Annotated in this window: 12 protein-coding genes and 1 riboswitch; of the genes, 8 read left to right on the top strand and 4 right to left on the bottom strand. The window is 68.5% G+C overall.

Annotated elements, in window-relative coordinates; genetic code table 11:
- Nucleotides 1-133: 133 nt before the first annotated feature.
- On the bottom strand, nt 134-811 hold the full coding sequence (locus tag EJP67_RS21770; protein ID WP_184640930.1) for a TetR/AcrR family transcriptional regulator: 678 nt from the start codon (nt 809-811) through the stop codon (nt 134-136).
- Nucleotides 812-974: 163 nt separating this feature from the next.
- On the opposite strand from EJP67_RS21770, the gene EJP67_RS21765 reads away from it, so the two are divergent.
- The gene (locus tag EJP67_RS21765) at nt 975-2045 is read left to right on the top strand and encodes an asparaginase (protein WP_126023782.1); all 1071 of its coding nucleotides are present in this window, start codon (nt 975-977) and stop codon (nt 2043-2045) included.
- A gap of 75 nt (nt 2046-2120) precedes the next feature.
- Here the strand turns inward: EJP67_RS21765 and EJP67_RS21760 are convergent, their stop codons facing one another.
- A complete protein-coding gene (locus EJP67_RS21760) occupies nt 2121-2939 on the bottom strand; it encodes a phosphatase PAP2 family protein (protein WP_165909671.1) in 819 nt (272 codons plus the stop codon).
- Between the two features lie 150 nt (nt 2940-3089).
- On the opposite strand from EJP67_RS21760, the gene glyQ reads away from it, so the two are divergent.
- The 7 genes from glyQ to EJP67_RS21725 are packed head-to-tail and all read left to right on the top strand — an operon-like array spanning nt 3090 to nt 9412.
- Nucleotides 3090-3998 (top strand): glycine--tRNA ligase subunit alpha, encoded by a 909-nt coding sequence (gene glyQ, locus EJP67_RS21755; RefSeq protein WP_126023780.1) that lies wholly within the window; start codon nt 3090-3092, stop codon nt 3996-3998.
- 3 nt (nt 3999-4001) lie between these two features.
- Complete coding sequence (glyS, locus tag EJP67_RS21750) at nt 4002-6167, top strand: glycine--tRNA ligase subunit beta (protein ID WP_420824277.1); 2166 nt, start codon at nt 4002-4004, stop codon at nt 6165-6167.
- A 24-nt stretch (nt 6168-6191) separates the two neighbouring features.
- A complete protein-coding gene (locus EJP67_RS21745) occupies nt 6192-6521 on the top strand; it encodes a hypothetical protein (protein WP_126023778.1) in 330 nt (109 codons plus the stop codon).
- Complete coding sequence (locus EJP67_RS21740) at nt 6511-7044, top strand: DUF6036 family nucleotidyltransferase (RefSeq protein WP_126023777.1); 534 nt, start codon at nt 6511-6513, stop codon at nt 7042-7044. The genes EJP67_RS21745 and EJP67_RS21740 overlap by 11 nt, the downstream gene beginning before the upstream one ends.
- Nucleotides 7041-7619: a D-glycero-beta-D-manno-heptose 1,7-bisphosphate 7-phosphatase gene (gmhB, locus tag EJP67_RS21735; RefSeq protein ID WP_126023776.1), complete on the top strand. Its 579-nt coding sequence runs from the start codon at nt 7041-7043 to the stop codon at nt 7617-7619. Before EJP67_RS21740 ends, gmhB begins: the two co-directional genes overlap by 4 nt.
- Entirely contained in the window at nt 7619-8392 is a 774-nt protein-coding gene (locus EJP67_RS21730; RefSeq protein ID WP_126023775.1) for a lysophospholipid acyltransferase family protein, read from the top strand. The genes gmhB and EJP67_RS21730 overlap by 1 nt, the downstream gene beginning before the upstream one ends.
- Before the next feature lie 45 nt (nt 8393-8437).
- Nucleotides 8438-9412: a M48 family metallopeptidase gene (locus EJP67_RS21725; RefSeq protein WP_240650739.1), complete on the top strand. Its 975-nt coding sequence runs from the start codon at nt 8438-8440 to the stop codon at nt 9410-9412.
- Nucleotides 9413-9444: 32 nt separating this feature from the next.
- Here EJP67_RS21725 and thiC read toward each other — a convergent pair whose 3' ends face one another.
- Together thiC and EJP67_RS21715 are read right to left on the bottom strand one after the other, a co-directional pair.
- Nucleotides 9445-11328, bottom strand: a complete 1884-nt coding sequence (gene thiC / locus EJP67_RS21720) for a phosphomethylpyrimidine synthase ThiC (RefSeq protein WP_126023774.1) — start codon at nt 11326-11328, stop codon at nt 9445-9447.
- A gap of 89 nt (nt 11329-11417) precedes the next feature.
- Nucleotides 11418-11523, bottom strand: a riboswitch (TPP riboswitch).
- Between the two features lie 41 nt (nt 11524-11564).
- A complete protein-coding gene (locus EJP67_RS21715; protein WP_126023773.1) occupies nt 11565-11984 on the bottom strand; it encodes a YchJ family protein in 420 nt (139 codons plus the stop codon).
- Nucleotides 11985-11994: the final 10 nt, after the last annotated feature.

The following is an 11994-nucleotide window of genomic DNA, read 5'->3' as shown; positions in this document are numbered from 1 at the left end:
GGACAGCGAAGCGTGCGAAGGTAGGCGCGCGGGGGCGCCGAACACAGTGCACAAAGTCACTGCGTGGCAGGAGGCCGCAGGAAAACGGAGAGCGGGTTAAGAAGAAAGGATTGGCCCCGGCCAGGGCCGGCGCTCAGGCCTCGATGCCGCAGCCGTGCAGCACGAAGGCCACCAGCTCGCGCGCGATCGGCTCGCGGTCGAAGGGCGCGTCGGGCGGCAGGCCGAGCATCACGCGCGTCTGGATCGCGTAGTCGGCATAGCTCTGCGTCATGGCCCAGATGTGCATCAGCAGGATGCGTGCGTCGAGCGGGCGCATCTGGCCGCGCGCGATCCAGCCGTTGATGACGTCGATCTTCTTCTGCGTCCAGGCCCGTGCGTTGGGCCAGTAGCGGTCGAGGTTGCGCCCGCCGTCGAGAATTTCGCGCGTGAAGATGCGCGACATCTCGGGGCTGTCGATGGCGTGGTCGAGCTTCTTGCGGATGTAGTCGCCCAGCACCGTGGCCGGGTCGCTCGCGTCCTCGAAGGAGAACACCACCTTCCAGGCGTGCAGCACCTGCATCAGCAGCTCCTCGTAGAGCTCTTCCTTGCCGGCGATGTAGTAGTGCAGCTGGGGCTTGGTGAGGCCGGCGCGCGCCGCGATGGCCTGGGTCGAGGTGCCCTTGAGGCCATGCAGGCTGAACTCGGTGACCGCCGCGGTGCGGATCGCCGCCATGATGCGTTCGCGCCCGGGCCTTGCGCGCGACAGGGGGCCGTCGGGCGCGGGCATTTCCTGGGCGGTCGAGACGGGAAGGGCGGCGGGATCGGCGTTCATGGTGGCGGGTGGGCGAGCGGCGGTGCGCGCGGTCGATGGTAATACCACCGGTACCTCTGGCATGACCGCATGCCATGCCGGCATGAGCGGGCAGGGCATGCGGGCATGGTTCCTGTATCTTCCTCGCCGCCTCAAAAAATTCCACTCAACACAGGAGTTGTTTATGTACCTCTCTCCCCGTTTCCGTGCCTTCGCGGCCGGCGCCGCGCTGCTGGCCGCCAGCGCGCTCGCGCAGGCGCAGCAGGCGCTACCCAATGTGGTGATCCTCGCCACCGGCGGCACCATCGCCGGGGCCGGCGCCTCGGCCGTCAACAGCGCCACCTACGCGGCCGCCAAGGTCGGCGTCGAGAAGCTGATCGCCGGCTTGCCGGAGCTCTCCAAGGTCGCCAACGTGCGCGGCGAACAGGTGTTCCAGGTCGCGTCGGAAAGCCTCACCAACGACAACCTGATGACGCTGGCCAAGCGCGTGTCTGCGCTGTCGAAGCAATCGGACGTGGACGGCATCGTCATCACCCACGGCACCGACACGCTGGAAGAAACCGCCTACTTCCTCACGCTGACCGTGCACACCAACAAGCCGATCGTGGTGGTCGGCTCGATGCGCCCGGGCACCGCGCTGTCGGCCGACGGCGCGCTCAACCTGTACAACGCCGTGAACGTGGCGGGCAGCAAGGACGCGATGGGCAAGGGCGTGCTCGTGACGATGAACGACAACATCGACACCGGCCGCGACGTGAGCAAGAACGTCAACATCAAGACCAATGCCTTCTCCAGCCAGTGGGGCCCGCTGGGCATGATCGTCGAAGGCCGCAACTACTGGTTCCGCGCGCCGGTGAAGCGTCACACCATGAACTCGGAGTTCGACATCGACAGCATCACCGCGCTGCCGCCGGTTGAAATTGCCATGGGCTACGAGGGCGTGAGCTCGGTGGCCATCGACGCCATCGCCAGGAGCGGCGCCAAGGCGCTGATCCACGGCGGTACCGGCAACGGCTCGGTGGCCGACCGCATCGTTCCGAACCTGCAGAAGGCCCGCGCCGACGGCGTGATCGTGATCCGCAGCGCCCGCGTGCCCGACGGCTTCGTGATCCGCAACGCCGAGCAGCCCGACGACAAGTACGACTGGGTGGTGGCGCACGACCTGCGTCCGCAGAAGGCGCGCATCCTGGCGATGGTCGCCCTGACCAAGACCAACAACACCAAGGAGCTGCAGCGCATCTTCTGGGAGTACTGATCCCCCCGGGGCGCATGGCGCCCCTCTGCAGAACAAGGCCGCAGCGGTGAAAGCCGCCGCGGCCTTTTTTTCTTTCTATCGGCGGTCCGTTCCGCGATGGTGCCGCGCGTACTCGATGCTCGCGATGCAGATCGCCAGCCATGCGGCGCCCGAGCACAGCCCCGCGAGCACGTCGCTCGGGAAGTGCGCCCGCACGAAGATGCGGCTGCAGGCCACGGTGACGATCACGGCCGTCGCCGCCATCACCGATGGCACGCGCCAGCGCGCGGGCATCATGCGCAGCCCCAGGTAGCCCAGCATGCCGTAGAGCACCATCGAGCCCGAGCTGTGGCCGCTCGGAAAGGAGTAGCCCGAGACCTGCGCGAAGCCGAAGTCATGCACCGGCCGGGCGCGCTCGAAGATGTGCTTGAGCATGTGGTTCAGCAGTGCATTGCCGACCGTGGCCGCGACCCAGCCGGCAGCGAAGCCGCGGTGCCCGCGTAGCCACAGCGCGATCGCCACGCCGGTGCACAGCAGCACCACGGTGATCGGGTCGGCAAGGTGGGTGAGCCACGAGAACACCTCGCGCACGCCCGGTGGCGTATTCATGCCCACGGAATGGCTGATCGTCTCGTCCAGCAGGCCCATTGGCCGGCCGTTGCCAAGGCCCTCGGCCACTTCGGCGAATACCCAGGCCAGCGCCAGCACCGCCGCCGCACCGATGGCCAGCCCGCCGAACAGCAGCCCGGCGCCCGGCTCGGGCTGCGCCGCGCGGCGGCGGCGCAGGTGCTCGAAGCCCCATGCGGCGATGCCGGCGACCAGGGTCAGCAGGGCGAGAAGAACCAGGAATCCGGGCCAGGCCTGGGCGCCGAGGCGCTCTCCCAGGGCGATCAGTGCGGCATGGTCAACGGGCATGAGTGGGGCGTTCGGGCGACAGGGCTGGGGGTTCGAAGGGAAGGGCAGGAGCATAGCGGCCCGTTCCTGACTGCCCGCTGCCTCGTAAAATAGCCGGTTCGTTGCGCCGCGGGGTCTTCTCCCGCCGGGCGGCCGCCTTCACGCAGATCCATGCTGACCTTCCAACAAATCATTCTCAAACTGCAGTCGTACTGGGCCGACAAGGGCTGCGCGCTGCTGCAACCGTACGACATGGAAGTGGGCGCGGGCACCTCGCACACAGCCACCTTCCTGCGCGCGCTGGGCCCCGAGCCCTGGAAAGCCGCCTACGTGCAGCCCAGCCGCCGCCCCAAGGACGGCCGCTACGGCGAGAACCCCAACCGCCTGCAGCACTACTACCAATACCAGGTGGTGCTGAAGCCGGCGCCCTCGAACATCCTCGAGCTCTACCTCGGCAGCCTCGAGGCCCTGGGCTTCGACCTCAAGAAGAACGACATCCGCTTCGTCGAGGACGACTGGGAGAACCCCACGCTCGGCGCCTGGGGCCTGGGCTGGGAGGTGTGGCTCAACGGCATGGAAGTGACCCAGTTCACCTACTTCCAGCAGGTCGGCGGCATCGACTGCAAGCCCATCACGGGCGAGATCACCTATGGCCTGGAGCGCCTGGCCATGTACCTGCAGGGCGTGGACAACGTCTACAACCTCACCTGGACCGAGGGCCTGAGCTACGGCGACGTCTACAAGCAGAACGAGGTCGAGCAGTCGACCTACAACTTCGAGCACAGCGACGCCGAGTTCCTGTTCACCGCCTTCAACGCGCACGAGAAGCAGGCCAGGCACCTCATGGACGCCCAGCTCGCGCTGCCCGCCTACGAGCAGGTGCTGAAGGCCGCGCACAGCTTCAACCTGCTGGACGCGCGCGGCGCGATCAGCGTGACCGAGCGCGCCGCCTACATCGGCCGCATCCGCAACCTCGCGCGCAGCGTGGCGCAGAGCTACTACGACAGCCGCGAGCGCCTGGGCTTCCCGATGGCGCCGCGCGAGTGGGTCGCGCAGATCCCGCCGAAGAAGGTTGCCTGAGCGATGACGACCCCCATGAACAAGAACTCCCTCCTGGTCGAACTGTTTGTCGAAGAGCTGCCGCCGAAGGCACTGAAGAAGCTCGGTGACGCCTTTGCCGGCGTGCTGCGCGACCAGCTCGTGGCGCAGGGCCTTGCCGACGCCGGTGCGGTGCTGACGCCGTACGCCTCGCCGCGCCGCCTGGCCGCGCACATCACGCACGTGGCCGAACGCGCCGCCGACAAGGCCGTGTCGCAGAAGCTCATGCCCGTGGCCGTGGGCCTCGACGCTTCGGGCCAGCCTACGCCCGCTCTGCTGAAGCGCCTGGGCGCGTTGGGCGCCGACGCCTCCGCCGTGCCCGGCCTCAAGCGCGCGATGGACGGCAAGGCCGAGGCCCTGTTCTACGAAAGCATCGCCAAGGGTGCAACGCTGGCCGAGGGCCTGCAGAAGGCGCTGGCCGAAGCCATCGCCAAGCTGCCGATTCCCAAGGTCATGAGCTACCAGCTCGAAAGCGGCTGCGAGCTGCCGGGCTGGAGCAGCGTGAGCTTCGTGCGACCCGCGCACGGCCTCGTGGCGCTGTACGGCGATGCCGTGGTGCCGGTGGAGGCGCTGGGCCTGAAGGCAGGCCGCGAAACGCACGGCCACCGCTTCGAGGCGGCGGTCGATCCGGTGGTGCTGCGCGATGCCAACAGCTATGCGCTGCAGCTGCAGGAGGAAGGCGCCGTCATCGCGAGCTTCGAGACGCGCCGCGCCGAGATCGCGCGCCAGCTCGCGGCGGCCGCGGTGAAGGCCGGCGGCGGCTCGGTGCCCATCGAGGACGACGCCCTGCTCGACGAAGTGACCGCGCTGGTCGAGCGCCCGAACGTTCTGGTCTGCAGCTTCGAGCGCGAGTTCCTCGAAGTGCCGCAGGAGTGCCTCATCCTCACGATGAAGGCCAACCAGAAGTACTTTCCGCTGCTCGACGCCTCGGGCAAGCTCACCAACAAGTTCCTCGTCGTCAGCAACATCAGCCCCGACGACGCGAGCGCGGTCATCGGCGGCAACGAGCGCGTGGTGCGCCCGCGCCTGGCCGACGCCAAGTTCTTCTTCGACCAGGACCGCAAGAAGTCGCTGGCCTCGCGCGTCGAATCGCTGGGCAAGGTGGTCTATCACAACAAGCTGGGCACGCAGGGCGAGCGCGTGGAGCGCGTGATGCGCATCGCGCGCGGCATTGCCGAGAAGCTCGGCGACGCGGCCCTCGCCGCGCGTGCCACGCAAGCCGCCCAGCTCGCCAAGGCCGACCTCGTGACCGACATGGTCGGCGAGTTCCCCGAGCTGCAGGGCATCATGGGCCGCTACTACGCGCTGCACGACGGCCTCGACGCATCGGTGGCCGACGCCATCGAGGACCACTACAAGCCGCGCTTCGCCGGCGACGAGCTGCCGCGCAACACCGTGGGCCTCGTGGTGGCGCTGGCCGACAAGCTCGAGACGCTGGTCGGCATGTTCGGCATCGGCAACCTGCCCACGGGCGACCGCGACCCGTTCGCGCTGCGCCGCCACGCGCTGGGCGTGATCCGCATGCTGGTCGAGAAAGACCTGCCGCTCGAGCTGACCAGGCTGGTGAGCGACGCGCGCACGGCGCTGGACGACGCCATCGGCAAGACCGGCGAGTTCCCGCTGCACAAGGCGGCGGAGGACGTTGGCCAGGTCGTCGACTTCATCTACGACCGCCTTGCGGGTTCCCTGCGCGAGCAGGGCGCCAGCGCGCAGGAGGTCGAGGCCGTGCTGGCACCGCGCCCGCAGCGCCTGGGCGAGGTGCCCAAGCTGCTGGCCGCCGTGCGCGCCTTCGCTGCCCTGCCGGCCGCCGCAGCGCTCGCGGCAGCGAACAAGCGTATCGGCAACATCCTCAAGAAGGCTCCCGAGGCCGACGCGCACGTCAGCGAACTGCTGCTGCAGGAGCCCGCCGAGAAGGCGCTGCACGCGGCCATGGCGCAGGTCGTGCCCGCCGCCAACGCGCAGTTCGATGCCGGCGACTACACCGCCTCGCTGCAGACGCTGGCCGCGCTGCGCGAGCCGGTCGATGCCTTCTTCGACGGCGTGATGGTCAACGCCGAGCAGGCCGACCTGCGGCTGAACCGGCTGGGCCTGCTGATGTCGCTGCACGCCGCGATGAACCGGGTGGCGCAGCTCGAGCGGCTGGCGGTCTGATTTTCGGCGCTCGATAATTCGGCCATGAACCGCCAGCAACAGATCGACGACTTCCTGCTTCAGGCGCATCGCCTTGCAGTGTCCCGGCTGCGGGCGGAGCCTGCGCGCATCGCGGATGTTTCCGCGACGCTCGAGCGGTGGCAGGCGCAGGCCGGTGCCACGCGGTCCGATCCTTACTGGAACGAGTGGCGCGCCATGCTCGCTGCCGGCGTCGATGCGATCGAAGAGGCCACTTGCGGTACCGACGATCACGCGGTGGCGCTGCGCAATGTTTCTCCTGTTGGCGTCCTCATGACGCAGCGCGAGCGCGGCGAACTCCTGCGCGCGGCGCGGCAGGGCACACATGCAGCGTAGCGAAGCCGAGCATGTGCTGCGCGCGGCCGCAGCCATTGCGCAGGAGCAGTCGTTCGTCGTGATCGGCAGCCAGGCGTTGCTCTTCCTGCTGGAGGATGCACCGCCGAGCCTGCTGGTGTCGCGGGAGCTCGATCTCTATCCCGCCCTGCACCCCGAGAAGTCCGATCTGATCGACGGTGCCATCGGCGCACTGTCCAGCTTCGACGACACCTTCGGATACCACGCCGATGGCGTCGGCCCCGAGACGGCAGTGATGCCCGGCGACTGGATGCAGCGTGCCAGTCTTCACTACTTGGGTGACCTGACGGTGGTCTGTCCCGATCTGCACGACCTGGCGCTGTCGAAGTGCGTGGCGGCTCGCGAGAAGGATGCCGACTTCGTGCGCGAGTTGCTCAGGCTCGACTTGGTGAACACCGCCGTCCTGCACGAACGTGCTGCCTTGCTGGACGGGGCGAAATATCCTGTGGCGCAGATCGACGACTGGATCGGGCGGCGCAGCATCGAAGCGGGGAAAAGCTCATGAAACTCGTCATCCTCGACCGCAACGGCACGCTCAACGTGCACCGCGAAGACTTCGTGAAGAGCGACATCGAGTGGACGCCGCTGCCCGGTGCGCTGGAAGCGGTGGCGCGGCTCAACCATGCGGGGTGGCACGTGGTGATCGCGTCGAACCAGTCGGGCCTGGGGCGCGGCCTGTTCGACATGGCCTCGCTCAACGCGATGCACGCCAAGATGCACAAGATGCTCGCGGCCGTGGGCGGCAAGGTCGACGCGGTGTTCTACTGCCCGCACAGCCCCGACGAGAACTGCGACTGCCGCAAGCCGAAGCCGGGCCTGTTCCTGCAGATCGGCGACCGCTACGGCATCGATCTCAAGGGCATCCCGACCTGCGGCGACAGCCTGCGCGACCTGCAGGCCGGCGCGGCGGCCGGCTGCGAGCCGCACCTGCTGCTCACGGGCATGGGCGCGGCCTGCCGCGGCGTGGATCCGCTTCCTTCCGAATACCCGGCGAACACGATGGTCCACGACGACCTCGCCGCCTTTGTCGATTTTCTGCTCGCGCGAGAAGCGCGGGATGCACTGCAGGTGGCTGTCTGATGGCGTTGTTCCGTTCCGTTCTCCACGCACTCTGGATGCTCGTCACCGTGGTGCCCTGGGGCATCATCATGTGCGTCAGCTCGCTCTGGAAGCGCGGCGTGCCGCTCTACTGGATGGCCGTGCGGTGGCTGGGCTGGGCCATCGGCGGCGCGCGGGTGCTGCTGGGCATCAGGACGCGCGTGAGCGGCATGGAGAACCTGCCGACCGACAAGCTCGCCGGCGCGATCCTGCTGGTGAAGCACCAGTCCACGCTCGAGACCTTCCTCATGCCCACGCTCATGCCGCACCCGCTGGCCTACGTGTTCAAGAAGGAGCTGCTCTACATCCCCTTCTTCGGCTGGGCGATGGCGCGGCTGGACATGATCCACATCGACCGCAGCCAGCGCGCGCAGGCCTTCAACAAGGTGGTGAACCAGGGGCGCAAGCTGCTCGCGCAGGGCATCTGGATCATCATGTTCCCCGAGGGCACGCGCATCCCGCGCGGGCAGAAGGGCACCTACAAGAGCGGCGGCACGCGGCTGGCCTGCGAGACCGGCGTGCCGGTGATCCCGATCGCCGTGACCTCGGCCAAGGTCTGGCCGCGCAAGGCCTTCATCAAGCGCCCCGGCGTGGTCGACGTGTCCATCGGCCCGGCCATTCCCAGCGTGGGCCGCAAGCCCGACGAGCTGATGCGCGAGGTCGAGGAGTGGATCGAGGCCGAGATGCGCCGCCTCGACCCCGAGGCCTACGCGAACAGCCCCTCCCGGCCCGCCCGGCAGGAAGCGGTGAGCTGACGGGCGCGGGCCGCCGGTAGAACGACAGAAACCAGAAGGCCCGCCATGGGGGGATTGCTCCGGTTCACGATGGACCTGTTCGAGGGGCTGGGGAGCGAGTTCGCGCCCCCGGCGCCCGCGCCGGCACGTCCGCGCCGTCCGAGGAAGCCGAAGCCGGCGGTACCGCCTTCCGTGCTGCCGGACGCGGCCATCCTTCCTCCCGCGCCCGTCGATCCGGATGCGCCGCCCGCGGTGCCGCTGGCCGACACGCTGACGCTCGCGAACTTCGCGCACCCCCAGGCCACGCGCGAAGTGGTGCTGGGCTCCGCGCGCGTGGCCTACGAATTCAAGCGCGGCAAGCGCAAGACCATCGGCTTCCTGGTGGGGGCCGAAGGGCTGTCGGTGCGCGCGCCGCGCTGGGTGGCGCTGCGCGATGTGGATGCGGCCATCCACGAGAAGTCGGACTGGATCCTGCGCAAGCTCACGGAGACGCGACAGCGCCTCGCGCGCGTGGAAGCCACGCGCATCGAATGGAAGGACGGCGCAGCCTTCCCGTTCCTGGGCGAGCCGGTCGTGATGCGGCTCGATCCCAAGCACGGCTTCGCGAGCGTCGGTGGCACGCTGGACGCGGCCACCGAGGAAGGCGCGCCGCGCATCCTGCGGCTGGCCGTCTCGCAGAACGCCGAGCCCTCGCAGATCCGCGACGCCGCGCAGGCCTGGCTCATGCGGCAGGCGCGCAAGCTGTTCATCGAGCGGCTGGACCACTTCGCGCCGCTGCTCGGCGTGCAGTGGCAGAAGCTGTCGCTGTCCAACGCGGCAACGCGCTGGGGCAGCGCCAGCGCCGACGGGTCGATCCGGCTCAACTGGCGGCTGATCCACTTCCGGCTGCCGGTGATCGACTACGTCGTGGCGCACGAACTGGCCCACCTGCGGGTGATGGACCACTCGCACCGCTTCTGGGAGACCGTGGAGAGCGTGGTGCCCGACTACGACGCGCTGCGGCAGCAGCTCAAGGACGAAGCGGTTCCACGCTGGAACTGAGGCCGGGGCGCCCCGGCCCCGGGGTCAACGCTTCAGGACACGGCCTTGATGGGGATGTACATCTCGCCCCCGCCCGCCATGAACTCCTTCGACTTCTCCTCCATGCCCTCGCTCATGGCCTGATCCTCGGCCACGCCCTTCTTCGCGGCGTACTCGCGCACTTCCTGCGTGATCTTCATCGAGCAGAACTTGGGGCCGCACATCGAGCAGAAGTGCGCCACCTTGCTCGAATCCTTGGGCAGCGTCTCGTCGTGGAATTCGCGCGCGGTGTCGGGGTCGAGGCCGAGGTTGAACTGGTCCTGCCACCGGAACTCGAAGCGCGCCTTGCTCAGCGCGTCGTCGCGCGAGCGCGCGCCCGGGTGCCCCTTGGCCACGTCCGCGGCGTGCGCGGCGATCTTGTAGGCAATGATCCCCTGCTTCACGTCGTCGCGGTCGGGCAGGCCCAGGTGCTCCTTCGGCGTCACGTAGCACAGCATCGCGGTGCCGGCCCAGCCGATCATGGCCGCGCCGATCGCGCTGGCGATATGGTCGTAGCCCGGCGCGATGTCGATGGTCAGCGGGCCCAGCGTGTAGAAGGGCGCCTCGTGGCAGTGCCTGAGCTGCTCGTCCATGTTCGACTGGATCATGTGCATCGGCACATGGCCCGGGCCTTCGATCATGGTCTGCACGTCGTGCTTCCAGGCGATCTGCGTGAGCTCGCCCAGCGTGCGCAGTTCGGCGAACTGGGCCTCGTCGTTGGCGTCGGCGCCCGAGCCGGGGCGCAGGCCGTCGCCGAGCGAGAAGCTCACGTCGTAGGCCTTCATGATGTCGCAGATGTCCTCGAAATGCGTGTAGAGGAAGCTCTCCTTGTGGTGCGCGATGCACCACTTGGCCATGATCGAGCCGCCGCGCGACACGATGCCCGTCATGCGGTTGGCCGTGAGATGGATGAAGGGCAGGCGCAGGCCGGCGTGGATGGTGAAGTAATCGACGCCCTGTTCCGCCTGCTCGATGAGCGTGTCGCGGTAGATCTCCCAGGTCAGGTCCTCGGCCACGCCGCCCACCTTCTCGAGCGCCTGGTAGATGGGCACGGTGCCGATCGGCACGGGGCTGTTGCGCACGATCCAGTCGCGCGTGGTGTGGATGTTCTTGCCGGTGGAAAGATCCATCACGTTGTCCGCGCCCCAGCGGATGGCCCACACCAGCTTCTCCACCTCTTCCTCGATGCTCGAGGTGACGGCCGAGTTGCCGATGTTGGCGTTGATCTTCACCTTGAAGTTGCGGCCGATGGCCATCGGCTCGACTTCGGGGTGGTTGATGTTCGCGGGAATGATCGCGCGGCCGCGCGCCACCTCGTCGCGCACGAACTCGGGCGTGATGATGCGCGGGATGCTCGCGCCCATCGGGTTGCCCGCCACGCGCTTCGCGCGCTCCTCGTTGGCGAGGTACTCGGCCATCCACTCGCGCTTGCCGTTCTCGCGCAGGGCGACGTATTCCATCTCGGGCGTGACGATGCCGCGGCGTGCGTAGTGCATCTGCGTGACATTGCCGCCCGACTTCGCGCGGCGGGGCGTGCGCTGCAGCGCCGAGGCACCGGCGCGCAGTTCGGCCAGGCGCTGGGCGTCGCGGTCTTCGTTCTTGGCGCCGTCGTCCAGCGCATGGTGCACGCGGCCTTCGTAGCTCTCGGTGTCGCCGCGTTCGGCGATCCACGCGCCGCGCACGTCGGGCAGGCCCCGGCGCACGTCGATCTCGACCTTCGGGTCGGTGTACGGGCCGGAGGTGTCGTAGAGCGACACGGTCTCGCCGTTGGTCAGCTGCACGTCGCGCACGGGCACGAACAGGTCGGGCCGGCTGCCCGGAATCACGCACTTGTGCGACGCGGGAAAGGGCTCGCGCGTGAGCGTGAGCAGCGAGGTGAACTTGTCGGGGGCATTCATCGGAGGCACTCCTTGTTGAGGAAAGGGTGCTCCGCAATCGCTCGGTGGTCTTCGGCAGAAGCCCGTCACGGGAAGGTGGACGGACCGAAGTCAGGGAGTGCAGCTCTTCTTACGCCGGTATGACCCGGATCAAGTTCGCGGGTCGGCAGCTTTGCCATCTCAGCACGCCACATGCGTGCACCCCGGAGCGGGGCCGATTGTGCGAGCCCCGGCCCGGCGCGTCAACCCGCGGGTTGTTACCGCAGGTCGCCGTCGAGGTAGTACCAGCGCCCGTCCTCGCGCACGAAGCGGCTGCGCTCGTGCAGGCGCGTGGCGGCGCCGGAGGGGCCGCGCTGGCGCGCGACGAACTCGACCTCGGCGTGGTCCGCATCGAGCACCGACCGGGCGCGGACGTCCAGCCCGAGCCATTTGACGCCCGGCTCGAACTCGATGGAGGCCGGGCGCTTCGAGGGATGCCAGGTGGCGAGCAGGTACTCGCCGCGCTCCAGCACGAAGGCCGAATAGCGCGAGCGCATCAGCGATTCGGCATCGGGCGCGGGCGTGCCGTCGAAATCGTCGAGATATCGGCCGCAGCACAGGGCATGGGCGACGGGCTTGTCGCGGCGGTCGGTTCGGCCGCAGGGGCAAGGCCCGGGGGTGGGATCGGTGGAACTCATGAAGACTGCT

The sequence above is a fragment of the Variovorax guangxiensis genome (assembly GCF_003952165.1).
Lineage (GTDB): Bacteria > Pseudomonadota > Gammaproteobacteria > Burkholderiales > Burkholderiaceae_C > Variovorax > Variovorax guangxiensis.
This window is presented reverse-complemented; position numbering and strand designations above follow the sequence as displayed.

Excerpts from the sequence above, each read along its gene's own strand:
- EJP67_RS21770 (WP_184640930.1), bottom strand. The coding sequence starts at position 811 with ATGAACGCCGATCCCGCCGCCCTTCCCGTCTCGACCGCCCAGGAAATG.
- EJP67_RS21765 (WP_126023782.1), top strand. The coding sequence starts at position 975 with ATGTACCTCTCTCCCCGTTTCCGTGCCTTCGCGGCCGGCGCCGCGCTG.
- EJP67_RS21760 (WP_165909671.1), bottom strand. The coding sequence starts at position 2,939 with ATGCCCGTTGACCATGCCGCACTGATCGCCCTGGGAGAGCGCCTCGGC.
- glyQ (WP_126023780.1), top strand. The coding sequence starts at position 3,090 with ATGCTGACCTTCCAACAAATCATTCTCAAACTGCAGTCGTACTGGGCC.
- glyS (WP_420824277.1), top strand. The coding sequence starts at position 4,002 with ATGACGACCCCCATGAACAAGAACTCCCTCCTGGTCGAACTGTTTGTC.
- EJP67_RS21745 (WP_126023778.1), top strand. The coding sequence starts at position 6,192 with ATGAACCGCCAGCAACAGATCGACGACTTCCTGCTTCAGGCGCATCGC.
- EJP67_RS21740 (WP_126023777.1), top strand. The coding sequence starts at position 6,511 with ATGCAGCGTAGCGAAGCCGAGCATGTGCTGCGCGCGGCCGCAGCCATT.
- gmhB (WP_126023776.1), top strand. The coding sequence starts at position 7,041 with ATGAAACTCGTCATCCTCGACCGCAACGGCACGCTCAACGTGCACCGC.
- EJP67_RS21730 (WP_126023775.1), top strand. The coding sequence starts at position 7,619 with ATGGCGTTGTTCCGTTCCGTTCTCCACGCACTCTGGATGCTCGTCACC.
- EJP67_RS21725 (WP_240650739.1), top strand. The coding sequence starts at position 8,438 with ATGGGGGGATTGCTCCGGTTCACGATGGACCTGTTCGAGGGGCTGGGG.
- thiC (WP_126023774.1), bottom strand. The coding sequence starts at position 11,328 with ATGAATGCCCCCGACAAGTTCACCTCGCTGCTCACGCTCACGCGCGAG.
- EJP67_RS21715 (WP_126023773.1), bottom strand. The coding sequence starts at position 11,984 with ATGAGTTCCACCGATCCCACCCCCGGGCCTTGCCCCTGCGGCCGAACC.